At 67.8% G+C, this 26001-nt stretch carries 17 protein-coding genes; 8 read left to right on the top strand and 9 right to left on the bottom strand.

From position 1 onward, the window contains the following. The 9 genes from AC07VX_RS13310 to AC07VX_RS13270 form a co-directional block, all read right to left on the bottom strand. A complete protein-coding gene (locus tag AC07VX_RS13310; RefSeq protein WP_493165200.1) occupies positions 1 to 840 on the bottom strand; it encodes an enoyl-CoA hydratase family protein in 840 nt (279 codons plus the stop codon). Then, positions 837 to 1313 (bottom strand): MarR family winged helix-turn-helix transcriptional regulator, encoded by a 477-nt coding sequence (locus AC07VX_RS13305; protein WP_493165199.1) that lies wholly within the window; start codon positions 1311 to 1313, stop codon positions 837 to 839. The genes AC07VX_RS13310 and AC07VX_RS13305 overlap by 4 nt, the downstream gene beginning before the upstream one ends. After that, positions 1310 to 2041, bottom strand: coding sequence for an SDR family NAD(P)-dependent oxidoreductase (locus AC07VX_RS13300; RefSeq protein WP_493165198.1), 732 nt, complete (start codon positions 2039 to 2041; stop codon positions 1310 to 1312). Before AC07VX_RS13300 ends, AC07VX_RS13305 begins: the two co-directional genes overlap by 4 nt. Next, the gene (locus AC07VX_RS13295) at positions 2038 to 4371 is read right to left on the bottom strand and encodes a bifunctional salicylyl-CoA 5-hydroxylase/oxidoreductase (protein ID WP_493165197.1); all 2334 of its coding nucleotides are present in this window, start codon (positions 4369 to 4371) and stop codon (positions 2038 to 2040) included. The genes AC07VX_RS13300 and AC07VX_RS13295 overlap by 4 nt, the downstream gene beginning before the upstream one ends. A 77-nt stretch (positions 4372 to 4448) precedes the next feature. Continuing rightward, positions 4449 to 5156, bottom strand: a complete 708-nt coding sequence (locus AC07VX_RS13290; RefSeq protein ID WP_493165196.1) for a polysaccharide deacetylase family protein — start codon at positions 5154 to 5156, stop codon at positions 4449 to 4451. A 5-nt stretch (positions 5157 to 5161) separates the two neighbouring features. Continuing rightward, positions 5162 to 6472, bottom strand: a complete 1311-nt coding sequence (locus tag AC07VX_RS13285) for an MFS transporter (protein ID WP_493165195.1) — start codon at positions 6470 to 6472, stop codon at positions 5162 to 5164. A 28-nt stretch (positions 6473 to 6500) separates the two neighbouring features. Beyond that, positions 6501 to 8195, bottom strand: coding sequence for a glycoside hydrolase family 9 protein (locus AC07VX_RS13280; RefSeq protein WP_493165194.1), 1695 nt, complete (start codon positions 8193 to 8195; stop codon positions 6501 to 6503). Continuing rightward, positions 8195 to 10492, bottom strand: coding sequence for an alpha-xylosidase (gene yicI, locus AC07VX_RS13275; RefSeq protein WP_493165193.1), 2298 nt, complete (start codon positions 10490 to 10492; stop codon positions 8195 to 8197). The genes AC07VX_RS13280 and yicI overlap by 1 nt, the downstream gene beginning before the upstream one ends. A 16-nt stretch (positions 10493 to 10508) precedes the next feature. After that, complete coding sequence (locus tag AC07VX_RS13270; RefSeq protein ID WP_493165192.1) at positions 10509 to 12032, bottom strand: tryptophan halogenase family protein; 1524 nt, start codon at positions 12030 to 12032, stop codon at positions 10509 to 10511. A 151-nt stretch (positions 12033 to 12183) separates the two neighbouring features. Between AC07VX_RS13270 and AC07VX_RS13265 the strand changes: the two genes are divergently transcribed. From AC07VX_RS13265 to AC07VX_RS13230, 8 genes are all read left to right on the top strand, one after another. After that, a complete protein-coding gene (locus tag AC07VX_RS13265; protein WP_493183902.1) occupies positions 12184 to 13446 on the top strand; it encodes an ROK family protein in 1263 nt (420 codons plus the stop codon). After that, on the top strand, positions 13446 to 14894 hold the full coding sequence (gene xylB, locus AC07VX_RS13260) for a xylulokinase (protein ID WP_493165190.1): 1449 nt from the start codon (positions 13446 to 13448) through the stop codon (positions 14892 to 14894). Before AC07VX_RS13265 ends, xylB begins: the two co-directional genes overlap by 1 nt. A 9-nt stretch (positions 14895 to 14903) precedes the next feature. After that, on the top strand, positions 14904 to 16220 hold the full coding sequence (gene xylA, locus AC07VX_RS13255) for a xylose isomerase (protein ID WP_493165189.1): 1317 nt from the start codon (positions 14904 to 14906) through the stop codon (positions 16218 to 16220). 175 nt (positions 16221 to 16395) lie between these two features. Continuing rightward, entirely contained in the window at positions 16396 to 19401 is a 3006-nt protein-coding gene (locus tag AC07VX_RS13250) for a TonB-dependent receptor (RefSeq protein WP_493165188.1), read from the top strand. Positions 19402 to 19457: 56 nt separating this feature from the next. Beyond that, positions 19458 to 21089: a DUF5597 domain-containing protein gene (locus AC07VX_RS13245; protein WP_493165187.1), complete on the top strand. Its 1632-nt coding sequence runs from the start codon at positions 19458 to 19460 to the stop codon at positions 21087 to 21089. Between the two features lie 3 nt (positions 21090 to 21092). After that, a complete protein-coding gene (locus AC07VX_RS13240) occupies positions 21093 to 23360 on the top strand; it encodes a glycoside hydrolase family 95 protein (protein WP_493165186.1) in 2268 nt (755 codons plus the stop codon). Positions 23361 to 23362: 2 nt separating this feature from the next. Then, positions 23363 to 24625 (top strand): GDSL-type esterase/lipase family protein, encoded by a 1263-nt coding sequence (locus AC07VX_RS13235; RefSeq protein WP_493165185.1) that lies wholly within the window; start codon positions 23363 to 23365, stop codon positions 24623 to 24625. A gap of 16 nt (positions 24626 to 24641) precedes the next feature. Next, on the top strand, positions 24642 to 26000 hold the full coding sequence (locus tag AC07VX_RS13230) for a GH1 family beta-glucosidase (RefSeq protein ID WP_493165184.1): 1359 nt from the start codon (positions 24642 to 24644) through the stop codon (positions 25998 to 26000). Position 26001 lies beyond the last annotated feature (1 nt).

Here is a 26001-nt window from a genome sequence, read left to right as displayed (position 1 = left end):
TCAATCTCCCTGGAAGACAGGCTTCTGCTTGGCCACAAAGGCCTCATAGGCGCGATGAAAATCCTTGGTCATCATGCAGATGGCCTGGGCTTGCGCCTCGGACTCGATGGCCTCGTCCACGCCCATGGACCATTCCTGGTGCAGCATGCGCTTGGTCATGGCGTGGCCGAAATTGGGGCCGCTGGCGATGTCACCGGCCCATTTCAGCGTTTCGTTCAGCAGCTGCTCGGGCTCCACCATGCGGTTCAGGAAGCCCCAGTTCAGCGCCTCATCGCCGCCCAGGCTGCGGCCGCTGTAGAGCAGGTCCGACGCCCGCCCCTGGCCGACGATGCGCGGCAGCATGGCGCAGGCGCCCATGTCGCAGCCGGCCAGCCCGACGCGGGTGAAAAGGAAGGCCATCTTGCTGCGAGCCGTTCCCACGCGCAGGTCCGATGCCATGGCCATGATCGCGCCGGCACCGGCGCACACGCCGTCGATGGCCGCGAAGATGGGCTGCGGGCAGGCGCGCATGGCCTTGACGAGGTCGCCCGTCATGCGCGTGAAGGCCAGCAGGTCCGGCATGCTCATGCCGGTCAGCGGGCCAATGATCTCGTGCACGTCGCCGCCGGAGCAGAAGTTGCCACCGGCGCCCTGCACGACGATGGCTTTGACCTCGTCCACGTAGGCCAGGCGGCGGAACAGGTCGCGCAGTTCGGCATAGGACTCGAAGGTCAGCGGGTTCTTGCGCTCCGGGCGGTTCAGCGTGATGAGGCCGACCGGGCCCTGCTGTTGCCAGAGGAAGTGCTGGGGCGCGTAGCCAGCGAGGCCCTTGTGGTTGCCCGAGGCCAGGTGCGGGGTCATGGGGTGATGTCCTTCAAATGGGTTTTCAGCAGCGCCAGCAGCTCGTGGACTTGCGTCTTCTGCGCGGGCGTCCAGCCGGCGAACAGCTCGACGATCCAGCCCTCGTGCGTGGCGGCCATGCGCTTGAACTGGCGGCGGCCCAGGGGAGTGAGCCTGACGATGAAGCTGCGGCGATCGTCGGCGCGGGTCTCGCGCAGCACCAGGCCCTCGGCTTCGAGCTGGTCGGTAATGCCCGTCACGTTGCCGCCCGTCACCATCAGGCGCTTGGACAGCTCGCGCATGGTCAGGCCGTCGGGGTGGCGCTCCAGCTGGGCCAGCAGGTCGAAACGCGGCAGCGTGGTGCCGAAGTCGGCGCGCAGGCGCTGGCGGATCTGGTCTTCCACGCGCGTCGTGCAGGACAACAGACGTAGCCAGAGCCTCAGCGCCTGGTGGTCGTCGTCGGACAGGCGGGTTTCGAGGTCGAGGTCGTTCACATCGTCTCCCCACCGCAGACGGCGATGGCCTGGCCGTTGACGCCCGCGGCATGGACCAGCCAGGCCACGGTGTCGGCCACCTCCTCGGGCTGGATCAGGCGGCCTTGCGGATTCGCTTTGGCCAGCTCGGCCTTGGCCTGCTCCGGCGTGCGCCCCGTCTTGGCGACGATGGTGTCGACGGCGTTGGCGACGATATCCGTCTCGGTGTAGCCGGGGCAGACAGCATTGACCGTGATGCCCCTGGCCGCCACTTCCAGGGCCATCGCCCGCGTCAGCCCCAGCACGCCATGCTTGGCGGCGCAGTAGGCAGCCACGTAGGCATAGCCCTTGAGCGCCGCGGTGCTGGCCACGTTGACGATGCGGCCCTGCTTGCGTGCCAGCATGCCGGGCAGCACGGCACGGCTGCAGAGGAAGGTGCCGGTGAGGTTGACGTTGAGCAGGCGCTGCCAGAGGTCCAGCGAGGTCTTGTGCAGCGGCGCGGTATCGACCTGGCCGGCGTTGTTGATGAGGACGTCCACCTCGCCGACGGCCGCGAAGGCTGCCGCGACACTGGCCTCGTCGGACACGTCGCAAACCTGGATGGCGACCTCGCCAAGCGCCGACTTTTGAGCCTGAAGGCGCGCCAGGCTGCGCCCCATCAGCGTGACACGCAGGCCGCCGGCCATCAGCCGCCGGGCCACCGCGGCGCCGATGCCGCTGCCCCCACCCGTCACGACCGCGTGCTTCATACGCCCAGGGCCTTGTTCGCCTGCTCGGCCGCGGCCACGCCTGCCGAGCGCTGGCGTTCGAACTCGCGCTCGAGCTGGCCCTTGCCCGAGAGGTATTGCTTGGGCCAGTCCAGGCCGATCGGGCCGCGGTAGCCGACGCGTGCAGCTTCAGTCAGCGTCCAGGCAGGGTTGGCCAGGTGAGGCCGCGCGATGGCGCAGAGATCGGCGCGGCCCGAGGCGATGATGCTGTTGACGTGGTCGGCCTCGGAGATGGCACCGACGGCCATGGTGGCAATGCCGACGCGATTGCGGATGCTTTCCGCGAACGGCGTCTGGAACATGCGGCCATAGACCGGCTTCTGCGCCTTGCTGACCTGGCCGGAGGACACGTCGATGAGATCGGCGCCGGCCTGCTTGAACACAGCGGCGATGGCGACGGCGTCCTCGGGCGTCGTGCCGCCGGGCACCCAGTCGTGGGCCGAGATCCGGACCGACATCGGCCGGTCCAGCGGCCAGACCTCGCGCAGAGCGGTGAAGACTTCAAGCGGGTAGCGCAGCCGGTTCTCCAGCGAGCCGCCGTAGTCGTCGTCGCGATGGTTGGTGAGCGGCGAGATGAACGCCGAGAGCAGGTAGCCGTGAGCACAGTGCAGCTCCAGCCAGTCGAAGCCCGCATCCGCTGCGCGGCGGGCGGCGGCGACGAAGTCCTCGCGCACGCGGTCCATGTCGGCGCGCGTCATCGCTCGCGTGACCTGGCTGATACCGTCGAGGTATTGCTGCGGCGAGGCCGAGATCAACGGCCAGTTGCCGTCGGGCAGCGGGTGGTCTTCGCCCTCCCAGGGCACGCGGGTCGAGCCCTTGGGGCCGGCGTGGCCGAGCTGCATGGCGATCTTGGCGCTGCTGTGGGTATGCACGTATTCGACGATGCGCTGCCAGGCCGCGCCCTGGGCGTCGTTCCACAGGCCGGGGCAGGCGGGCGTGATGCGCGCGTCGGGCGACACGCAGGTCATCTCGGCGAAGACCAGACCGGCGCCGCCGAGCGCCCGTGCGCCGAGGTGGGCGAGGTGGTAGTCACCGGGGATGCCGTCCTCGCAGCTGTACTGAGCCATGGGCGAGACGACGACGCGGTTCTTCAGCGTGACGCCGCGCAGCTTGAAGGGCGTGAACATCGGTGGCACCTGAGCATCCACACCGGCCCTGCCCGCCAGCCATCGTTCGAACTCGCCGACGTAGGCTGCGTCACGCAATCTCAGGTTCTCATGCGATATACGCTGCGAGCGCGTCAGCAGCGAATAGGCGAACTGCTCGGGCGCCAGGCGGGCATGGCGCTCGACGTTCTCGAACCACTCGGTGGAGTTGCGCGCCGCGTTCTGGATGCGCAGCACCTCGATGCTGCGCGTGGCCTGGTAGGCGTCCAGCGCCGTTGTCAGATCGCCCTGCTTCTCGATGTCGCGCGCCAGATCGATGGCGTCTTCCAGCGCAAGCTTGGTACCCGAGCCGATGGAGAAGTGGGCCGTGTGGGCGGCGTCGCCCATCAGCACGACCGGAATGCCGCGGTCGTTGCGGTGCACCCAGGTCTTGCAGACGACACGCGGGAACCGGATCCACGAAGCAGAGCCGCGCAGGTGGCTGGCGTTGGAGATCAAAGGGTGGCCGTCCAACACCTTGGCGAACAGCTGCTCGCAGAAGGCGATGCCCTCCTCTTTGCTCATGTCCTGAATGCCGGCGGCACGCCAGACGTCTTCGGGCGCCTCGACGATGAAGGTCGAGTGGGTCGCGTCGAAGCGGTAGGCGTGAGCCTGGAACCAGCCCCACTCGGTCTGCTGGAAGTCGAAGGTGAAGGCGTCGAAGAGTTGGGTCGTGCCCAGCCACACGAAGCGGCAGGCGCGCAGGTCGATGTCGGGCTGGTAGGTGGCGGCGTACTTCTGGCGGATGCGGCTGTTCAGGCCGTCGGCCGCGATGATGAGATCGGCGTCAATGCCGGCGTCGTCCGGCACGTCGGTCTCGTAGACCAGCTCGACGCCCAGGGCCTCACAGCGCGCCTGCAGGATGTTGAGCAGCTTCTTGCGGCCGATGCCGCAGAAGCCATGGCCGCCGGAGACGATGCGGTAGCCCTTGAAGTGGACGGCGATGTCGTCCCAGTGGTTGAAGGCGTCGCTGATCTGTTCAGCCGTCTCGGGGTCGGCCTCGCGAAGCGCGTCCACCGTCTGGTCGGACAGCACGACGCCCCAGCCGAAAGTGTCGCCAGCGCGGTTGCGCTCCAGCACCCGCACCTGGTGGGCCGGGTCGGCCTTCTTCATCAGCAGGGCGAAGTAGAGGCCGGCAGGACCGCCGCCGATGCAGGTGATGCGCATCGCACCACTTTAGAAATCAATAGTTCACACGTCAAGCAATTGGGCACACCGCTTCTTGGCGGACAAACCCTAGGTTGTCACTGCCAGTTCAGATGGACGACGCGGTAGCCCTTGGCCTTCAGCGTCTGCAGCAGGAAGGGCAGCGCCCTCGCCGTCTGGTCCTGGGCGTCGTGCAGCAGGATGATGCCGCCGCCGCTTTTGGCCAACTCGCCGAACAGCTTGTCGGCCAGCATCTGCGGCGTCTGGTCGGGCAGCCAGTCCTCGGCGCCGGCGTCGATAGACATGACGGCGATGCGGCGCTCGCCCAGCGCCTGCTGCAGCGTGGGCGTCTCTTCGAGGAATGGAAATCTGTAGGCCGCCGGCTCGGCACCCAGGGCGGCGCGGTAGGTGGCGATCATCGCGTCCAGGTCGGCCAGTTGCGCTCCCGCCGGCAGCTGCGAGAAGTGCTGGTGCCGATAGCCATGCATGCCCACCGTATGGCCGGCATCGCGCACCTGGCGAGCCAGCGCGGCGTGCTGGCGCAGCGGCTCGCCGTTCATGAAGAAGCTGGCCTTCACGCATTGGTCGGCCAGGGCCTTGAGCACGACGGGCGTGGACTCGGGGCGCGGGCCGTCGTCGAAGGTGAGCACGACTTCCTTGGGCGCCAAGCCGGGCAAGGCCGCGTGCTGGGCCTGGCCCCACGAAGCGGCCTCGCGCTTCAGCGTCAGCGTGCGGGACGTGCCCAGCGCGTCAGGCGGGCAGGCGGGTTCGGAGGCGGCCAGGGCCATGGCGAGCAGCAGGCTCATCGTCGTCAGTGAGCGCCGACCGGGGCTTCGTTGCCCTCGGGCGCCAGCTCGTGGTCATGCGGGAAGGGCGCGAGCCAGGCGAGCAGCACAGGCGGGATCGAGAAGACCAGCACCCAGCCGAAGAAGCCGACGTAGTGGTGGTCGACCGCATTCCACAGCATGCCGCTGACGCTGCCCGTGCCCCACTTGGTCAGAGCCATGACGCCGGTGGCCATGGCGTAGTGGGCCATGCGGAAGGGGCCGGGGGCGATCTGCTGCATCATGTAAAGCATGTGGCCGACCGAGCCCATGCCGAAGCCGAACTTCTCCAGGGCGACGACGACGGCTATGGTGGTCGTGTCCACCGGCATGGTCTGGGCCAGGTAGAAATAGGTCAGATGCGGGATGTTGAGCACCAGGGCCAGCAGGAAGAAGCTGCGCGGCAGCGTGCGCCTGGCGACGAAGAAGCCGCCGAGGAAGGCGCCGACGATGAAGGTCAGCGTGCCGACCGTGCCGTTGATGTGGCCCAGTGATTCGTTGTCCAGGCCCAGGCCGCCGGCCTCGCGGGCGTCCAGCAGGAAGAGCGGGCCGAACTTCTCGATGAAGCCTTCGCCGAAGCGGTAGAAGAAGATGACGGCCAGCATCGTCCAGATCTGTGGCTTCTGGAAGAAGGTGATCCAGGCCTCGGCCGTGGCCTTGAGGCCACCACCCAGGCCGGCACCGTGCAGATGCGAGGGCGAGCCGGGCGGCAGCACGCGCAGGTGGTAGACGCCGAACAACGCCATGGCCGCGGCGGCCAGCGACACGACGACGACCCAACACTGCACCCAGCTCATGCCCTGGTGGTTGTGCAGATAGCCTGTCAGCGACACCAGCAGGCCCGAGGCGATGACGGCGCCCATGTTCCAGCACATGCCCTGCAGGCCGGAGTAGCGCGCCTGGTCGGTCTTAGAGACGGTCGTCATGAAGACGCCGTCGGCGCAGGTGTCCTGCGTGGCTGAGGCGAAGCCGACGATCCAGAAAAAGGCCAGCGACAGCTTGAAGAAGTCGGCCAGCGGCAGGCACAGCGCGACGAGTCCCAGGGCCGCAGCCATCGTGAACTCCATACTGATGACCCAGAAGCGCTTGCTGCGGTAGGTCTCCAGCAGCGGCGCCCACAGCGGCTTCAGCACCCAGGGCAGGTACATCTGCGAGGTGTAAAGGGCGATGTCCTCGTTGGAGATGCCGAGGTTCTTGTAGATGATTGCCGCGACCACTCCCACCATGACGTTGGGCAGGCCCATGGCGAGATAGAGCGAGGGCACCCAGACGAGCGGGTGGCGAGAGGTCGAGGACATGGGGGCTCCGTGATGTTTCTTCTTGGGATCAGTGAGGCTTGGGCGTCAGCGCCTGCAGGGCTGCGGACACATAGACCAGCGGCGCATTCCAGTTGATGGCGATCTCGTTGCTGGCATAGCTGCAGAAATGGTCGAGATAGGCCATGGCCGGCTGCGCGGAGGGGTAGGCGGGGCAGCCCTTCTGGTCCTGCCTCCCCGGGTTGGGCCCGCCGACGAGGAAGCCCGGCACGGGCGGCTCCACGCCGTCGGCCTCGGACGGCCGGTGATGCGGGTGCAGCGGTGGCTTGCTGCCAAAGCCCGTCACCATGGACTGGCCCAGCGGGTTGCGGCCCAGCACATGGTCGAACAAGGCCTGTGCGGCGGCCAGGGCGTCGGGCTTGGGACTCAGGCGGTAGGCCTGGATCAGCATCAGCGCCTGGTTCAGGACCACGGCGTTGCTGCCCCAGACGTAGTCGTGCGAACGCATCCCGACCCGGTAGGCCGAGCCCTTCCAGATCGCAACGAGTTCATCCGCAAGTTCCAAGATTCGATCCATGACGACAACGCTGTCATTTTGACCCAGGCGGCGCAGATGTTGGCCTAGGGTTACCCATGCCAGGCCCTTCACATCGCCCCAGCCGGGCACGCTGATGGCGAGCTTTTTCAGGTCGGGTCGGTAGCGCGCATCGCCGGTCGCAATCCAGAGTTCCACGCCGGCCCAGGCGAATTCATCATCTAGCTTGTCGTCGCCATAGCCGCCGGTGCGGATGTCGGGCGACTGCTTGTAAACCTCGTCGGGATGAGCCTGCGCCCAGGTCCAGGCGCGCTCGGCTGCAGCGCGCATGCGGGCGGACCGCCCAGGCCGCTGCTTCTCGAAAGCCGCGAAGACGCGACTGCCCTGAGCCATGACGGCAGCGAAGTCCAGCGCCGCGGCGGTGGTCTTCTGCACCACGTAACGCTCGCCCTTGGCATCCGACGGCATGACGACGCCGTCGAAGCCCTTGTTGGTGAGCTTGTGATAGACCCCGCCGTCGGCCGGGTCCTGCATGGCCAGCATCCATTCGAGGTTCCACAGCGCCTCGTTCAGCACGTCGGGCAGGCCGTTGCCAGTCTCGGGGATGTTGAGGCGCTGCGCCTTGAAGACTTCCGGGAAATGCTCCCATGCGGCCAGCAGCGTGTACACCGTGATGCCGGAGTTGACGATGTATTTGTTGTAGTCGCCGGCGTCGTACCAGCCCTTGGGGGCGCTGATGACCGCACCTTCCGGCCGGCCCGGACCAACGGCAGAGGCGTGCACGAAAACATGGTCGTCCGCGTGGCCGGCGGAGCGCGCCCAGCGGCCGGCGTTGACACCCAGCAACGGCGTGCTGGCGCGGTTGAAGTAGTAGGCCTTGAGGCTTGCGGCATTCACCGCCGCATAGACATCGGCAGCGATGTCGAAGGCCGGCGAATCGGGCAAGCCATCGACCTGCAGGCGATAGCGACCGGGGTGCGTCAGCACGGAGAAGTCGGCCAGACGCACGTCCTGGCCCGAGGGTTCCCAACGCGCCGTGGCACCGAGGTGGCCGCTCAGCGCGACGCGGCCGGTGTCGGCCTCGACGACGCGAAAAACCGTAGCCTCGCCCGGCGATACGGCCGCAACCTTGGCCGCGCCGGGCAGATAGCCGAGCTGGTTGAGAGCGATGCCTTGCGCATCAACGGCGCCTGCCGCCGTCAATGCCAGGGACAGCAGCAGGCGCCGCATCAGGCCGTCGTCCAGTACAGCGCCGCGCCGTCGCCCTGCACGGGGCTGCGCCGGCCGTCGACATCCAGGCACCAGTCACGCAGCGCACCTTCGGTCACCTCGGCGGCGTAGCGTTGGCCCTGGCGGCTGACGATGCCACCAGCGGCGACCTTGCCGTCCACACCGACGACGGTGAAGGCCGCGCTTGCACCGTCGTCCAGCTCGAACACGCGCAGCACGGTGCCACGGGCGTAGTCGTAGTCCGGCTTCTCGGTCTCGGCGCCCCAGGCGATGACGCTGTTCGGCGCGGCATAGAGCGGCATGCTCAGGAAGCCATGCGTCTCGCGGTACCAGCGGCCGCCCTGCCTCTTCTCGCCGGACAGCAGATGAGTCCACTTGCCCGAACCTTCCGATCCAGGCAGATAGAAGTCCACCTCGCCGCCTTCGGTGAAGACGGGGGCGACGAGCAGGCTCTCGCCCAACTGGTACTGCCGGTCCAGCGTTGCGCAGGCGGGATCCTGCGGGTGCTCCATCAGCATGGGGCGCATCAGCGGCACACCCGTCTCTGTCGCCTCGTGAGCCTTGGCGTAGAGATAGGGCATGAGCTGGTGCTTGAGCCGCGTGAAGACGCGCAGCACGTCGCAGCTCTCTTCGTCGACCAGCCATGGCACTCGATAGGAGCTGCTGCCATGCAGGCGGCTGTGCGAGGACATCAGGCCGAACTGGATCCAGCGCTTGTAGACGGCCGGTGGCGGATTGCCCTCGAAGCCACCGATGTCGTGGCTCCAGAAGGCGAAGCCGCAGCTCGTCAGCGACAGGCCGCCGCGCAGGCTCTCGGCCATCGATTCAAACGTGCTCCAGCAATCGCCGCCCCAGTGCACCGGGAAGCGCTGGCCCGAGGCATAGGTGGAGCGGGCGAAGACGATGGCATCCTTGCCCTGCACCTCTTCCAGCAGCTCGAACACGGCCTGGTTGTAATGCAGCGCGTAGAGGTTGTGCATCTCGACGGGGTCGGAGCCGTCGAAGTAGCTCACACCTTCGCTCGGGATGCGCTCGCCGAAGTCGGTCTTGAAGCAGTCGGCACCCGTCGCCAGCAGGCGGCGCAGATGACTCTGGTACCAGGCCTTGGCGGTGGGGTTCGTGAAGTCCACGATGGCCATGCCGGGCTGCCATTGGTCGGTCTGGAAGGTCAGGCCGTCTTGTGGCCCGCCCTTGCGTTTGATGAAGTAGCCCTGCTTCACGCCCTCGGCGAACAGCGGCGACTTCTGCGCCACGTAGGGGTTGATCCACAAGCTGATCTTCAGCCCCTTGGCATGCAGGCGCTGCAGCATGGCCTCGGGCTCGGGGAAGCCGCGGCGGTCCCATTCGAAGTCGCACCACTGGAACTCGCGCATCCAGAAGCAATCGAAGTGAAAGACCGACAGCGGCAGTTCGCGCCTGGCCATCTCGTCGATGAAGTGGGTGGCCGTGGCCTCGTCGTATTTCGTCGTGAACGAGGTCGTCATCCACAAGCCGAAGCTCCAGGCCGGCGGCAGCGGCGCGCGGCCTGTCAGCGCTGTCAACCGGGACACGACATCCTTGGGCGTGGGGCCGGCGATGACGCAGTAGTCCAGGCTCTCGCCTTCGCGGCTGAACTGCACGCGGGCCACCTTCTCCGAGCCGACCTCGAAGGACACCGGGCCGGCTTCGTTGACGAGCACGCCGTAGCCGCGGTTCGTCAGGTAGAAGGGCACATTCTTGTAGGCCTGCTCGCAGGCCGTGCCGCCGTCCTTATTGGTGTTCTCGACGATCTGGCCGTTCTTGACCCAGGGCGTGAAGCGCTCGCCCAGGCCGTAGACGTTCTCACCGACGGCCAGCGAGAGCTGCTCATGCACATGGTTGCCCTTGGCGCCCCACTGGATATAGCCCAGGCCACGCCAGTCGCTCCTGGTCAGGACGCGGTCACCCTCGCGGAACGTCAGGCTCCAGCCGTCGCCCTTTTTCACGTCGACCGAGATCGCACCAGAAGTAAGCGTGGCCTGGGTGTCGCCGTCGACGATCTGCACCGGGTACTTGCCCGCGCCGACCATGGGGATGTGCAGGCGCGGTGCCTGCGATGCCGTGTAGTGCTCGACGCTGACCCGCACGACGCCCGGCAGCGGCGAGCTCAGCGTCACGGTCAGCGTCGGGCCTTGCAGCGTGTCGCCACGGTGCTTGATGGGGCGGGTCGTGGCGAGCACGACGAGGCGGTCTTCATGAACCTCGAGCGCATAGGCCTCGGCCGCGTAATGCGCGGCGACGCCCGGCTGGAGCATCCACTGTCCGTCGGTGAACTTCATGGCTGTCTCAAACTCCTCAAAGGGATGGTGCCTGCACGTGGCGGCGGATGTAGTCGCCGTGGCCGGGCATGCCGTCCACGGTCTGGTGAATGGCCTGGCGCAGCCGTGCGAAATGCTGCAGCAGGGCCTGGGGGTCGACGTGGTCGACGAAGGGGTCGTAACTCTCGGGCTGCAGGCCCAGGCCGAGAAAGAGAGACACCCAGGACGGCTCGGAGAAGCCGTCGGGGTCGTAGATGGCGACGCGGGCCGCACTGCGGAATAGCTCGATCTGGTGGGCCAGCGAGTCGGGTATCGGCATGGCCGCGCAGTAGCGCCACAGTTCGGAGTCGCGCCGCTCCGTCAGCTTGTAGTGCAGCACGATGAAGTCGCGGATGGACTCGTACTGGCGCGCCATCAGGCGGTTGAACTCTGCCGCGAGATGCGGCTTGAAGGCCCTGTCCGGGAAGAACTGGATGAGGCGACCGACGCCGTCCATGATGAGCTGGATGCTGGTCGACTCCAGCGGCTCCAGGAAACCCGAGGCCAGGCCGATGGCGACGACGTTCTTGACCCAGCCCTGCTTGCGCCGGCCGGTCGTGAAGCGCAGCTGGCGTGGCGTGTCAAGGGCCTGGCTGTCCAGGCCCGCCAGCAGCGTGCTCGCGGCCTCGTCGTCGCTGATGAAGTGGCTGCAATAGACATGGCCATTGCCCGTGCGGTGCTGCAGCGGGATGCGCCATTGCCAGCCCGCCGCCTTGGCCGTCGACGTCGTGTAGGGCGTCAGCGGCTCCACGCGCTCGCTCGGCACGGCCTGGGCGCTGTTGCAGGGCAGCAGCGCGCTCCAATCCTCGAAGGGCGACTGCATGGCGCCGCCGATCAGCAGGGCACGAAATCCCGAGCAGTCGACGAAAAGATCGCCCTCGATGCGACGGCCATCGGCCAGCTTGACCGCGGCGACAAAGCCGTCGTCGGGCCGCAGCTCGGCATCGACGATCAGCCCCTCGATGCGCTGGACGCCGCGCGCCATCGCGTAGTCCCGCAGGTAGGCGGCGTACAGGCCGGCATCGAAGTGGTAAGCGAAGGAATACGCATTGGCCGCCGACGGCGCCCCGCCCTCTGGCGGCGTGAAGCGGTTCTGCCGCGCCATGACGGTGGAGGTTGACCAGTCCTCATAGCCCGGCAGCCCATCGGTGATGCGGGACAGGCGCAGCCAGTGCTGCCATGCGGATCGGTTCTCGATGGCGGGACCGAAGTCGCCGAAGCCGTGGAAGAAGCGATGTCCGACGCGGCCCCAGTCGCGGAACTCGATGCCGAGCTTGAAGCTGCCCTGCGTCTTCTTAACGAAGTCCGCGCCGTCCAGGCCCAGCGTGCGGTTGTAGGCGCGGATGGGCGGCAGCGTGGCCTCGCCGACGCCGATGGCGCCGATATCGGGCGACTCCACCAACACGATCTCGCAGGCGCCCTGACCGGCCTGCGCGAAGCGCTGGGCCAGCGGCGCGGCGGACATCCAGCCGGCGGTGCCGCCGCCGACGATGACGATCTTGCGGATGGGGGAATCAGGCATTGGCTGTCTCGGGCCAGTTTTTATGGGGCCTCACCGCGTCACCGGCGGGCGGCGCGATCTTCGGCGAGGCTGGCCGCATCGCGATAGGGGTCAACACCGTATTTACTTCGTTCGATGGCCGAACTAATATGGCCTCCAAGCTCATCGAAGCATGGGCAACACCAGGATCGACAGGAGACAAATGCAGGCCGAAGCCGCCGGCAGCCAACAGCTGCTCAAGGTCATCAATCGCATGGCGCTGGTCAGGCACCTCTGTGCCCACCCGGGGCTGTCGCGTGCCGACCTGGCCGGTGCCGTGGGCCTGACCAAGTCCACCGTCAGCATGCTGACGCGCGAGCTGATCGCCGAGGGCTGGCTCATCGAGCGCGAGGTCGTCGCCACCGGCGACCTGGGCCGCCGCCCCACGCCCCTCTTCATCGACCCCGACCGCCTGCTGCTGCTAGGCGCCGAGGTCGGCATCGAATCCGTGCGCGTCGTCGCCACGTCCCTCACCGGCGAGGTCAAGGCCTGCACGGTCGCCAACTATGGTGCCAGCCGCACGGCCAAGGCCTGCATCACCACGCTGGCCAACGCGCTGATCAAACTCGGCAAGCAGCTTGACAGCAAACAGCAGATCCTGGGTCTGGGCGTCGGCCTGCCCGGCGGCGTCAACGAGGCCCGCGGCCTGCTGCACTTTGCACCCAACCTCGGCTGGCGCGACATCCCCTTCGGTGCCCTGCTGGCCGAGAAGCTGCAGGACACCGCGCTGGCCGGCGTGCCTCTCTTCATTCAAAACGAAGCCGACGTGGCGGCCCTGGGCGAGATGGAGTTCAACCCCGCGCCGGCCTCCGACCCGCTGCTCTACGTCTCCATCAACCAGGGCTTGGGCGCCGGCGTCATCGTCGGCGACCGGCTGCTGACCGGCAGCCGCGGCTTTGCCGGCGAGGTGGGCCACATGGTGCTGCAGTTGAACGGCCCACGCTGCTCCTGCGGCCGCCGCGGCTGCGCCGAAGCGCTGATCGCCACGCGCGCCATGCTGCACGGCAGCGGCGATGAAGCAGCCCTGCGCTCGCTCGCCGAAGTGCGCGCGCATCTCGTCGATGAAGACGCCGAGACGCTGAAGGCCGTGAACTCCGCCGGCCGCTATCTCGGCGTGCTGCTGCAGAACCTCGCCACCGCCTACGACCCCGCCTGCATCGTGCTGGGCGGCAGCGTCGTCGAGCTGGGCGAGCCGTTTTTGAAACCGGCCCTGGACACCCTGCTCGACTACGCCACGGCAGCCAGCCTGCCGCCGCCGAGCGTGCGCACGTCGATGTTCGGCGCCAATGCGGTCGCCGTCGGCGCCGCGGCGTTGGCGCGTTATCGCCTAACCCGCCCCGCGCTGCCGTTGGCCGATAGCGGCGCAGTGGTCGCCGAAGCCGAGGAGGCCCACTGATGTTCCTCGGCATCGATCTCGGCACGTCGGAAGTCAAGTTGCTGCTGCTCGACGTCGAGGGGCATATCGTCGGCACGGCGGGCAGCGCGCTGACGCTGTCGTCGCCCAAACCCCTGTGGTCCGAGCAGGCGCCCTGCGACTGGTGGCGCGCCACCGAGGCCGCTGTCGCCCAACTGCGGGCGGCCCACCCCATGGCCTTTGCTGCCGTGCGCGCCATCGGCCTGTCCGGCCAGATGCATGGCGCCGTACTGCTCGGCGAGTCCGACGCCGTGCTGCGCCCCGCCATCCTGTGGAACGACGGCCGCAGCCATGCCGAGTGCGAGGAACTGACAGCCGCCGCGCCCCGCCTGCACGACATCGCCGGCAATCTCGCGATGCCCGGCTTCACCGCCCCGAAGCTGTTGTGGGTGAGGAAGCACGAGCCCGAGGTGTTCGGGCGCTTGAAGAGCGTGCTGCTGCCCAAGGACTGGCTGCGCCTGCAGCTCAGCGGGGACAAGGTCTCGGACCCGTCGGACGCGGCGGGCACGCTGTGGCTGGATGTGGCCCGGCGCGACTGGTCCGACGAACTGCTGGCGGCCTGCGGCCTGACACGCAGGCAGATGCCGCGCCTCGTTGAAAGCAATCAGGCCAGCGGCGTGCTGAAGCCCGAGCTGGCCCAGGCCTGGGGCCTGGGCCCCGAGGTCATCATCGCCGGCGGTGCGGGCGACAACGCGGCCAGCGCCATCGGCATCGGCGCCACTCAGCCGGGCGACGGCTTCATCTCGCTCGGCACCTCCGGCGTGCTCTTCGTCGTCAACGACCGCTTTGCACCCAACCCCGCGTCGGCCGTGCACGCCTTCTGCCATGCCCTGCCGCAGCGCTGGCACCAGATGACCGTGATGCTGTCGGCCGCGAGCTGCTTCAAGTGGTTCTGCCAGCTCGTCGGTGCCGATGAAGCCACTTTGCTGGCTGAACTTGCATCAGATGACAGCGCAGTCAACGCGCCCATTTTCCTGCCCTACCTGGCCGGCGAACGCACGCCGCACAACGACCCCTTCGCCCCCGGCGTCTTCCACGGCCTGAAGGCGCAGACCACCCGTGCCGACTGCACTTACGCCGTGCTCGAAGGCGTCACCTTCGGCCTGGCCGACGGCCTGGACGCGCTGCGCGCCGCCGGCACCGAGGTGCATCAGCTGTCGCTGGTGGGCGGCGGTTCGCGCAGCCACTTCTGGGCCCAGCTGATCGCCGACACGCTCAAGGTCGACGTCGTGCTGCACACCGGCAGCGAAGCCGGCGGCGCGCTCGGTGCGGCGCGCCTGGGCTGGCTGGCAGCCGGCGGCAGCGTCGACGCCGTCTGCACCCGCCCGCCCGTGGCCGCCCTCTTCTCTCCCGACCCCCAACGCCATGCCCGCCTGGCTCCCCGCCTGGCGCGCTTCCGTGACCTCTACCGCCGCCTGCGCGGTGCCTGACCTCAGACCATGACGAGCTATTTCCACCACATCGCCCCGATCTGCTACGAGGGCCCCGAGAGCCAGAGCGACCTGGCCTTCAAGCACTATGACAAGGACCGCATCGTCCTGGGCAAGCGCATGGAAGACCACCTGCGCTTTGCCGCCTGCTACTGGCACAACTTCGTCTGGACCGGCCTGGATCCCTTCGGCGGTGCCACCTTCGAGCGCCCCTGGTTCCAGGGCGGAACGCCCATGGAGCTGGCCCGCGCCAAGGCGGACGCCGCCTTCGAGTTCTTCCAGAAACTCGGCGTGCCCTACTACTGCTTCCATGACCGTGACGTGGCCCCCGAAGGCGCCACGCCGCGCGAGAGCCACGACAACTTCCAGCGCATCGTCGACCTGCTCGGCGAGAAGCAGCAGGCCACGGGCCTCAAGCTGCTGTGGGGCACGGCCAACCTGTTCAGCCACCGCCGCTTCATGTCGGGCGCGGCCAGCAACCCCGACCCGGAGCTGTTCAAGATGGCCGCGCTGCAGGTGCGCGACGCCATGGACGCCACGCTCAAGCTCGGCGGCGAGAACTACGTGCTGTGGGGCGGCCGCGAAGGCTACGAAACCCTCCTGAACACGCGCATCGGCCAGGAGCTGGACCAGCTCGGCCGCTTCCTGAACATGGTGGTCGAGTACAAGCACAAGATCGGCTTCAAGGGCGCCATCCTCATCGAGCCCAAGCCGCGCGAACCCTCCAAGCACCAGTACGACTTCGACACCGCCACCGTCTACGGCTTCCTCGTGCGCTACGGCCTCGAGAAGGAGGTCAAGGTCAACATCGAGGCCAACCACGCCACACTGTCGGGCCACAGCTTCGAGCACGAGATTGCGACGGCTGGCGCGCTCGGCATCCTCGGCAGCCTGGACATGAACCGCGGCGACCCGCAGCTCGGCTGGGACACGGACCAGTTCCCCAACAACGTGCCCGAGACGGCCCTCGCGCTCTATCACGTCTTCCAGGCCGGCGGCCTGGGCTCGGGCGGCCTGAACTTCGACGCCAAGGTGCGCCGCCAGTCCATCGACGCGGCCGATCTCTTCCACGGCCACATCGGCGGCATGGATGTCTGCGCGCAAGGCCTGCTCATCGCCGAGAAGATGATCAACGACGGGCGCCTCAAGGCCGCCCTCGACGCCCGCTACGCCGGCTGGGACACGCCTGCCGGCCAGGACATCCTGCAAGGCCGCCGCTCCCTGAGCGACCTCGCCAACCAGGTACTCGAAACCAACACCGACGTGGCCCCCGTCTCGGGTCGCCAGGAGGTGCTGGAGAACCTCGTCAACCGCTTCTGCGGCTGACCCTGCCCCTCTGCTTCCCCAACCCGCCTCAGCACGACCGGACTGACAACGCTGCCATGAAGAGCACCCTCCCTCCGAAGCGGCATGCCAGTCCATGCGGGCGATGTTGCTGATGCCCGTTTTCCCGCCGAACCAGCAGTAGTCCCACACAGACAGACCACAACGAGGAGACACAGTGAAGACACTACAACGCACCGCCGTATCCCTGGCCGCCGCCCAGGCCGCCCTGCTATGCAGCGGCCTGGCCTTCGCGCAGACCGCCCCCGCTCCGGCCGCCGCCGCATCCGCGCCCGACGCCAAGGCGCAGAAGATCGAGACCGTCGTCGTCAGCGGCCGCCGCGCGGCGCTGCAGTCCGCGCAGAAGTACAAGCAGGACTCCGACGAGATCGTCGACACCATCGTCGCCGACGACATCGGCAAGCTGCCCGACCGCTCCATCACCGAGGTGCTGCAGCGCGTCGTCGGCGTGACCATCGACCGCACCATGGCCAAGGGCGACCCCGAGCACTCCTCGGTGGAAGGTTCCAGTGTCAACATTCGCGGCCTGTCCTATGTGCGTTCCGAAGTGAACGGCCGCGACACCTTCTCCGCCAACGGCGGCCGCGCGTTGAACTTCGAGGACGTGCCGCCCGAACTGATGGCGGCCGTGGACGTCTACAAGAACCCCTCCGCGGCCCAGATCGAAGGCGCCATCGGTGGCCTCGTCAACCTGCGCACCGCCCTGCCCTTCGACTACGCCGGCTTCAAGCTCGGGGGCTCGGTCAGCGGCAACTACAACGCGCTGCAGGGCAAGTGGAGCCCCGCCGCCTCGGGCCTGGTGGCCAACCGCTGGAAGACCGACGCTGGCGAGTTCGGCGCACTGCTGAGCCTGGCCCACAGCGAGAGCAGCACCCGCACCGACAAGTGGCAGGTCGAGCCCTACTACAAGATCGACGGCACGCACTGGGTGCCCAAGGGCGCGCAGTGGCGCGACTCCAACTTCGACCGCACGCGTGACGGCCTCTACGGCGCGCTGCAGTACCGCAACGACGCGATCGACAGCTCGCTCACCTACTTCGAGTCCAAGTACAAGATGCACTGGGACGAGAACGCGCTGTTCGCCCAGACCAATCCCTGGAACCTCGTCATCGGCAGCGGCGCCAAGTACGGCGCCAACGGCGAGCTGCTGACCGGCACGCTGACCGCACCGGCCGACGGCGGCGTCAACTTCGGCGCCGACACGCGCTACATGACCCGCGACTCCAAGACCCGCGACCTGGGCTGGAACCTGAAATGGAAGGTCAACGACCGCTGGACGCTGAGCAGCGACCTGCAGGTCGTCAAGTCCAAGACCCAGGCCTTCGACTCCACGGTGGCCACCGGCCTGCAGATGCCCAAGGAGACGCTTGATCTGTCCGGCTCCATTCCGCGGGTCGTCTTCGACGCGGCCGACCTGGCCGCGCTGCAGGACAAGGGCAATTACTACTGGGCGTTCACGATGGAACACCTGGACCGCAGCAAGGCCGACTCCAAGGTCTGGCGCGGTGACGCCAAGTTCAACTTCGACCACCCCGTGCTGCAGGACCTGCAGTTCGGCGTTCGCCTGGCCGACCGCAACGCGACGACCATCAACTCCTCGCCGAGCTACAACTGGTCCGCCATCACGCAGACCTGGCAGCGTGGCTGGGACATCAACCACCTGGCCTATCTGAACGACCCACGCTTCAATGCGCCGGTGGTGCTGCACCCCTTCAACAACTTCTTCGGCGGCCAGAGCGTGCCGGGTGTCTATGTGCCGGCCGTGTCGCTGGCCCAGGACTACCCGAACAGCTACACCGCGCTGCACAAGTACCACGACATCCTGTGCGCCGAGCAGACGGCTGCCCAGGGCTGGGGCAGCGGCTGCGCGGCCTGGACGCCGGCCACCTTCGGCACCGACCCGGCGGGCACCAACGAGCAGCATGAGCGCTCGCAGGCCGCCTATGCCCAGCTGCGCTTCGACTTCGCCGACTCCGGCACGCCCCTCGATGGCAACGTGGGCCTGCGCGCCGTGCGCACCGAGATGAAGGCCAAGGGCTACACGGTGTTCAAGAACAGCGCCACCGTACCCCAGGCCGGCCAGGTGCTGGGCGGCGCCGCGGTGCCCAAGCTGTCCAACTTCAACAGCGCCATCGACGCCGAGCAGAGCTATGTCGACGTGATGCCCAGCCTGAACCTTCGCTACAAGGCCAGCAACGAGCTGCAGTTCCGCGCCGCCCTCGGCAAGGCCATCACGCGGCCCGACTTCTCGCAGCTGCAGGCCTACACGACGATGGAGCTGACGACCACGCAGCACACCGTCGGCAACACCGTCGTCATCGACAACGTCAACCTGACCGGCACGGCCAACGGCAACCCCATGCTCAAGCCGATCAAGTCCAACCAGTTCGACCTGACGGGCGAGTGGTACTTCTCCAAGAGCGGCTCGCTGACCGTGGCTCTCTTCAACAAGCAGTTGCAGGACGTCATCGTCAACCAATCGCAGTCGGTGGCGCTGCGCGACACGGCCACCAACGCGCCGGTCAACTTCACCGTGACCTCGCCGGTCAACGGCGCCAAGGGCCATGCCCGTGGCGTGGAGATCGCCTTCCAGCGTTATCTGGACATGCTGCCAGGCTGGCTGTCGGGCTTCGGCGTACAGGCCAACTACACCTACGTCGACAGCAAGACCAAACTCTACAACCCGGTCAGCAGCCTGTATTGCGCCGGCACCAGCGGCAATGCCGACAACCTGAACCTCAACATCAACGGTTGCGACACCGACGGCCGCAGCTTCGGCAACCTGCCGCTGCAGAACCTGTCCAAGCACGCCTACAACCTGGCGGCGCTGTACGACTACGGCCCCTTCTCGGCACGCCTGGCCTACAGCTGGCGTTCCAAGTACCTGCAGGGTGTCAACGTCAACGGCACGCGCGGCGGCGACGGCAGGCTGGCCAACGGCGACAGCGTGGCCTGGGCACTGCCGACCTGGCAGGCGTCCTACGGCCAGCTGGACGGCGGCGTCACCTACCGGTTCAACGACCACTTCAGCATCAGCCTGGAAGGCCAGAATCTGAGCAACAGCCTGCCCCGTCAGCTGATGCAGCAGCAGATCGGCTTCATGACCCGCTCGGTGGAGTACACCGGCCGCCGCTACTCGGTGCAGGCCAGCTTCACGTACTGACGTTCGGCCCCGGCCCGGCGGCTTGAACTGGTCGCCGGGTCTTTCGCGGAATCCCGATGAAGAACAAATTCCTTCTCGCGGCTGCACTGGCCTGTCTGCTCACGACAGCCCAGGCCGCTGAACTGCCCCGCCTCGTGACCCATGACGGGCGGCATGCGCTGCTGGTCGACGGCAAGCCCTTCCTCATCCTCGGCGCCCAGGCCCACAACTCCAGCAACTACCCCGGCGCGCTCAAACCCGTCTGGGCTGCGGCCAACGACCTGAAGGCCAACACGGTGCTGATGCCGGTGGCGTGGGAGCAGGTGGAACCCGAGGAGGGGCGCTTCGATTTCAGCTTCGTCGACACGCTGGTCAAGCAGGCCCGCGAGCAGAAGAAGCGCCTCGTCATCCTGTGGTTCGCCACCTGGAAGAACACCAGCGCGCAGTACACGCCCGAGTGGGTCAAGCTCAACCCACAGCGCTTCCCCACGATGCTCGACAAGGAGGGCAAGCCGAGCTACTGCCTGACGCCCTTCAGTGACGAGACGCTGAAGGCTGACAGACGCGCCTTCGTCGCGCTGATGGGCCACCTGAAGAAGATCGACTCGACCGAGCGCACCGTGCTGATGGTGCAAGTCGAAAACGAGGTCGGCACCTACGGTCTGGTGCGCGACTTCGGCAAGGCAGCGCAAGCCGCCTTCGAGCAGCCCGTGCCCGCCGCGGTGCTGGCGCGCAAGACACCGGTGGCCGCAGCTTCGGGCACCTGGCGCGAGGTCTACGGCGACTACGCCGACGAGTACTTCCACGCCTGGGCCATCGCCCGCTACATCGGCGACATCGCCGCCGCCGGCCGCGCCGTCTACGACCTGCCGATGTACGTCAACAACGCGCTGCGCAACCCACTGGAGCAGCCGCCCAAGCCCTGGAAGGGCGAGTACGCCAGCGGTGGTCCGACCTGGGACGTCATCGACATCTACAAGGCCGCCGCGCCCGCCATCGACATCGCCAGCCCCGACATCTACAACCCCGAGTCCGCGCAGGTGAACGCCAACCTGGGCCTGTTCCAGCGCGCCGACAACGCGCTGTGGGTGCCCGAGATCGGCACCAAGCCGGCCTATGGCCGCTACCTCTACGCCATGCTGGGCCGCGGCGCCATCGGCGTCTCGCCCTTCGGCATCGACTACTTCAACTACAGCAACCACCCGCTGGGCACACAGGCCACCGACAAGGCCCTGGTCGAGCCCTTCGAGCGCGTCTACCGCATGTTCGCGCCAATCCAGCGGCAGTGGGCGCAATGGGCCTTCGATGGCAAGACGCAAGGCGCGGGAGAAGCGGACGACCGCAAGCCCCAGCAGCTGGACTTCCCTGGCTGGACGGCCAAGCTGACCTACCGCCTCGGCCGCTTCGGCGAGGCCAGCTGGGGCGGCGAGTTCGCCAAGCCCGCGCCCGGCACCGAGGAACCCAATGGCGGCGCCGCGATGGCCCAGATCGGTCCCGACGAATTCATCCTCATCGGCAATCGTGTCCGTGTGCGCATGGAACCGGCGGCCGGCACCAGCGGCATGATGCTGCGCGCCGAGCAGGGCCGCTTCGACGACAAGGGCCGCTGGGTCATGGAGCGCGTCTGGAACGGCGACCAGGTCGACTACGGCCTGAACATGCCGGCCGAGCCCATCATGCTCAAGGTCAAGATGGGTCGCCCCCGCTAAGCCATGCTGCGTCGCGTCCTGCTGTCATTGGCGCTGAGCCTGGTCCTGCCGCTGCGCGCCGCCGACCTGACGCTGCGCTATGCCGCGCCGGCGCCGGACACGGCCCGGGGCTGGGAGCAGCAGGCATTGCCCATCGGCAACGGGCGGCTGGGCGCCATGTTGTTCGGCCAGGTCGAGCGCGACCGGCTGCAGTTCAACGACATCACGCTGTGGACGGGCGATGCCCAGGCCATGGGCGCTTACCAGCCCTTTGGCGACGTGGTGCTGGAACTCGACGGCGATGCGCCGGTCAGCGGCTACCGCCGCGAGCTGGACATCGCCCGTGCCATCCACCGCCTCGGCTACACGCAGGCCGGCGCGCGATTCACGCGCGAGGCCATTGCCAGCCACCCGGCCCAGGTCATCGCGTGGCGGCTGACGGCCGACCGGCCCGGCCGCTACAACGGCCGCATCGCGCTGACCGACCGCCATGGCGCGGCACTCAGCGCCGCCAACCAGACGCTTACCGCCGTGGGCAGCCTGCCCAACGGCCTGGCCTATGCGAGCCAGCTGCGCGTGCTGAACGAGGGCGGCAGCGTCGCCATCGACGGCAACACGCTGACTTTCCGCGGCTGCAACGCGCTGACCCTGATCCTCGGCGCCGGCACCGGCTTCGACGACGGCCAACCGCCGCTGTCGCGTGTGCAGGCCCAGGTCGCTGCCGCCAAGCCCTGGCAGCAGCTGCGCGCCGAACATGAGCGCGACGTCGCCGCCCTGCTCGGCCGCGTGCAGCTGAACCTCGGCACCAGCGCTGCCGAACGCCGCGTGCTGACGACCGACGCGCGCCTCGCCGCCTACACGAAGGACGGCGGCGACCCCGAGCTGGAAGCGCTGTACTTTCAGTTCGGCCGCTACCTGCTCGTCTCCAGTTCACGCGACTCACTGCCGGCCAATCTGCAGGGCCTGTGGAACGACAGCCTGACGCCGCCGTGGAACAGCGACTACCACTCCAACATCAACCTGCAGATGAACTACTGGCCGGCCGAGGTCACCAACCTCGCCGAGGCCGCGCGGCCGCTGCACCGCTTCGTGCAGCGCCTCATCCCTCAGTGGCGCCGTCCCGTCGCCGAGCGGGCGGCACAGGCGCTGAAGGACCCGGCCTCGCTGCCGCCTGAAACCCCGCCCTGGGACAACTCGGTCCAGCCGCCCATCGAGACCTTCCTCACCGCCGCCGGCAAGCCCGTGCGTGGCTGGACGCTGCGCACCGAGACCAACCCCTACGGCGCCCAGAGCTACCTGTGGAACATGACCGGCAACGCCTGGTACGCCCGCCACTTCTGGGAGCACTACGCCTTCACCCAGGACCCAACCTTCCTGCGCGAGCAGGCTTGGCCGGTACTGAAGGAGGTGGGAGAGTTCTGGGAGGACCGGCTGAAGGCCTTGCCCAATGGCCGGCTCGTCGCACCCAACGGCTGGTCGCCCGAGCATGGTCCCGTCCAGGACGGCGTCGCCTACGACCAGCAGATCCTGTGGGACCTGTTCGACAACATGGTCCAGGCGGCCAATGTCCTCGGCGACCGTGCCGCGCGTGACCACGCGGCTTCGCTGCGCGACCGCCTCGCCGGCCCGCGTCTGGGCAGCTGGGGCCAGCTGCTCGAATGGCAGGACGAGCTGAAGGACACTGTGCTGGACACGCCGCGCGACACGCATCGTCACGTCTCCCATCTCTTCGCCCTGTTTCCCGGCCGGCAAATCTCGCCCACGCGCACGCTCGAACTGGCCGCCGCCGCGCGCAAGACGCTGGCGGCACGCGGCGACGTCAGCACCGGCTGGTCCATGGCCTGGAAGATGGCCTGGTGGGCACGACTGCGCGACGGTGACCGCGCCCACGGCCTGCTGCGCGGCCTACTGGCCCAGCCCGGCGCCAAGGCCGCGCGCCCGGGCGCCGAGGTGCACCAGGGCGGCACCTATCCCAACCTCTTCGACACCCATCCCCCCTTCCAGATCGACGGCAACTTCGGCGCCACCGCCGCCATCGCCGAGATGCTGCTGCAATCGCAGGACGACGACCTGATCGACCTGCTGCCCGCGCTGCCCGCCGCCTGGCCGCAAGGCTCGGTCAAGGGCTTGCGCGCGCGCGGCGGCTTCGAGGTCGACATCGCCTGGGCCCGGGGCCGCGTCACGAGCGCCACCGTGCGTTCGGTGGCCGGCGCCGGTGGCGGCCGTGTCCGCATCGGCGACCGCGTGACCGACCTGCATCTCAAGCCCGGCCAGTCCAAAACCTTTCACTGACGATGAACCGCCTTCTCTTTCTCGGCCTCTTCGCCGCGCTGCCGCTGACCGCGCAGTCACTCGACCTCGATAAGGGCTGGCAGATCGCCGTGACCGACTTCGAAGGCGAGGCCCGGCTGACCGGCGACCGCGTCGCAGTGCCCAAGCCGGCCAACCCGCGCGTACCCAACAGCCACGTGGCAGCCCGCCGTGGCGACGACGGCGCGCTGACCCTGCAGTTCAGCAACACCTGGATCGCCCAGCTGCGGTGGCAGGGCGGCAAACCGCTGGACCTGAACGACTATCTCGCGCAAGGCACCGTGGAGTTCGACCTCAACGTCATCGACCTCGCTCACGGCGGCATGAAGTTCAAGCTCGGCTGCGGCACCGACTGCGAGCGCAAGATTCCCTATCTCTTCGCCGGCCGCGAGTTGATCGGCAAGGGCAAGCAGCACCTGTCCTTCGCACTGAAGTGCTTCTGGCGCGAGGGCGACGACTTCTCCGCCGTGCCGCAGCCCTTCACGCTGGAAGCCACCGGCAGCGGCGAGGTGCAGATCAGCCGGCTGCGCATCAACAAGCGCGGCAAGGCCGCCACGGCCTGCCCCGACTACCGCACCGAGTCCGTTACGCCGCAACGCCTGGAGGAGTCTTGGGCCACGGACTGGTGGCTGGCGCGCCACGAGGCCAAGCTGGCCGAGATCAAGGCGCACCGGGAGGCCGGCCGCCGCGTGGACCTTGTGTTCCTCGGCGACTCCATCACGCAGGGCTGGGAGAACGAGGGCAAGCAGGCCTGGACCAACAGCTTCGCCAAGTACAACGCGGTGGCCCTCGGCTTCGGCGGTGACCGCACCGAGAACCTGCTGTGGCGCCTGCAGCACGGCGAACTGGACGGCATGGCGCCCAAGGCCGTCGTCATGATGATCGGCACCAACAACACCGGCCACCGTCTCGAAGACCCGGCGCTGACCGTCGCCGGCATCAAGCGCAACCTCGACGAGATCCGCCAGCGCCAGCCCCAGGCCAAGGTGCTGCTGCTCGCCCTGTTCCCGCGCGGCGAGAAACCGGACGACCTCATGCGCCGGCACAACGCAAAGATCAATGCGCTGCTGCCGCAGCTCGCCGACGGCAAGCAGGTCGCCTTCCTCGACATCGGCAAAGCGCTCACCAACCCGGACGGCAGCCTGTCCAAGGACATCCTGCCCGACTGGCTGCACCTCAGCCCGCAAGGCTACGAAATCTGGGCCCGCAGCCTGGACACCACTCTGACCCCCATGCTGGCGCCCTGACGGCAACAGCCTTTCCATGACATCTCTGACCTACTCCAGCCCCTTCCCTGCCGACTTCGTTTTCGGTGTTGCCGCCGCCGCCCCGCAGATCGAGGGCGCCGCCTTCACCGACGGCAAGGGCGAATCCATCTGGGACCGCTTCTCCCGCCAGCCCGGCAAGGTGCACGACGGCGACACGCTGGATGTCGCCTGCGACCACTACCACCGCTTCGACGACGATTTCGCGCTGATGGCCTCGCTGGGGGTGAAGAACTATCGCCTGTCCCTGGCCTGGCCTCGCATCTACCCCAACGGCGACGGTGAGCTCAACCAGGCCGGCCTGGACTTCTATCACCGGCTGTTTGCCAGCATGAAGAAGCACGGCATCACGCCGTGGGTGACCCTCTTCCACTGGGACCTGCCCCAGTCCCTGGAAGACCGCGGCGGCTGGACATCGCGCGTGACGGTGGACGCCTTTGCCCGCTACGCCGACACCGTCGTCAAGGCCTTCGCCGGCGAGGTGAAGCACTGGATCACGATGAACGAGATCCGCTGCTTCACGCAGCTGGCCTATGGCTACGGCACCAAGGCGCCGGGCCGGCAGGAGAGCGATGCCGTCGTTAACCAGACTTTCCACCATGCGCTGCTTTGCCACGGCCACGGCGTGCGCGCGGTGCGCGAGTTCGGTGGCGTCGGTGCCGTCGTCGGCCTGACGGACAACCTCGATGTCTGCATCCCCGTCACCGAGACGCCGGCCGACATCGCCGCTGCCAAGGCCTGGTTCCTGCAGATGAACGCCCATGTGCTGGGCGCCATGCACGCCGGCCACTACCCGGCCGACTACCTCGAACGCGCCGGCGCCGGCGCGCCGCAGGTCCAGCCCGGCGACTTCGACCTCATCAGCCTGCCCACCGACCACCTCGGCCTCAACATCTACACCGGCACCTACGTCCGCGCCGGCAAGGACGGCGCCGCCTTCGAGGCCCTGCCCAACCCGGTCAACTACCCGCGCGCCGACAGCCCCTGGCTGCGCCTCGTGCCCCAGTCCATCTACTGGGCCACGCGCTTCGCCGCCGAGTGCTACGGACACAAGAGCCTCTACATCACCGAGAACGGCTGCGGCTACAACGATGAGCCGGTGGTGAACGGCGAGGTGCTGGACCTGCACCGCCGCGACTTCCTGCGCAACCACCTGCGCGAAGCCCACCGGGCGATTGGCGACGGCGTGCCGCTGCACGGCTACTTCCTGTGGAGCTTCATCGACAACTACGAGTGGGAAGACGGCTACCAGCGCCGCTTCGGCATCGTGCATTGCGACTACGCGACGCTGGTGCGCACGCCCAAGCTGTCGGCGCACTACTACGCCGACGTCATGCGCGAGCACCGCATTCTCTGAA

It is taken from the genome of Roseateles sp. GW821-FHT03B02 (assembly GCF_059421025.1).
The sequence above is the reverse complement of the archived record's forward strand: the minus strand, read 5'-3'. Positions and strand labels throughout refer to the sequence as shown.

Bases quoted from the DNA above. Each gene is read 5' to 3' on its own strand.
- AC07VX_RS13270 (WP_493165192.1), bottom strand. From the start codon at position 12,032: ATGCCTGATTCCCCCATCCGCAAGATCGTCATCGTCGGCGGCGGCACC.
- AC07VX_RS13230 (WP_493165184.1), top strand. From the start codon at position 24,642: ATGACATCTCTGACCTACTCCAGCCCCTTCCCTGCCGACTTCGTTTTC.
- AC07VX_RS13290 (WP_493165196.1), bottom strand. From the start codon at position 5,156: ATGAGCCTGCTGCTCGCCATGGCCCTGGCCGCCTCCGAACCCGCCTGC.
- AC07VX_RS13240 (WP_493165186.1), top strand. From the start codon at position 21,093: ATGCTGCGTCGCGTCCTGCTGTCATTGGCGCTGAGCCTGGTCCTGCCG.
- AC07VX_RS13280 (WP_493165194.1), bottom strand. From the start codon at position 8,195: ATGCGGCGCCTGCTGCTGTCCCTGGCATTGACGGCGGCAGGCGCCGTT.
- AC07VX_RS13245 (WP_493165187.1), top strand. From the start codon at position 19,458: ATGAAGAACAAATTCCTTCTCGCGGCTGCACTGGCCTGTCTGCTCACG.
- AC07VX_RS13300 (WP_493165198.1), bottom strand. From the start codon at position 2,041: ATGAAGCACGCGGTCGTGACGGGTGGGGGCAGCGGCATCGGCGCCGCG.
- AC07VX_RS13285 (WP_493165195.1), bottom strand. From the start codon at position 6,472: ATGTCCTCGACCTCTCGCCACCCGCTCGTCTGGGTGCCCTCGCTCTAT.
- AC07VX_RS13235 (WP_493165185.1), top strand. From the start codon at position 23,363: ATGAACCGCCTTCTCTTTCTCGGCCTCTTCGCCGCGCTGCCGCTGACC.
- xylB (WP_493165190.1), top strand. From the start codon at position 13,446: ATGTTCCTCGGCATCGATCTCGGCACGTCGGAAGTCAAGTTGCTGCTG.
- AC07VX_RS13310 (WP_493165200.1), bottom strand. From the start codon at position 840: ATGACCCCGCACCTGGCCTCGGGCAACCACAAGGGCCTCGCTGGCTAC.
- xylA (WP_493165189.1), top strand. From the start codon at position 14,904: ATGACGAGCTATTTCCACCACATCGCCCCGATCTGCTACGAGGGCCCC.
- AC07VX_RS13295 (WP_493165197.1), bottom strand. From the start codon at position 4,371: ATGCGCATCACCTGCATCGGCGGCGGTCCTGCCGGCCTCTACTTCGCC.
- yicI (WP_493165193.1), bottom strand. From the start codon at position 10,492: ATGAAGTTCACCGACGGACAGTGGATGCTCCAGCCGGGCGTCGCCGCG.
- AC07VX_RS13265 (WP_493183902.1), top strand. From the start codon at position 12,184: ATGGGCAACACCAGGATCGACAGGAGACAAATGCAGGCCGAAGCCGCC.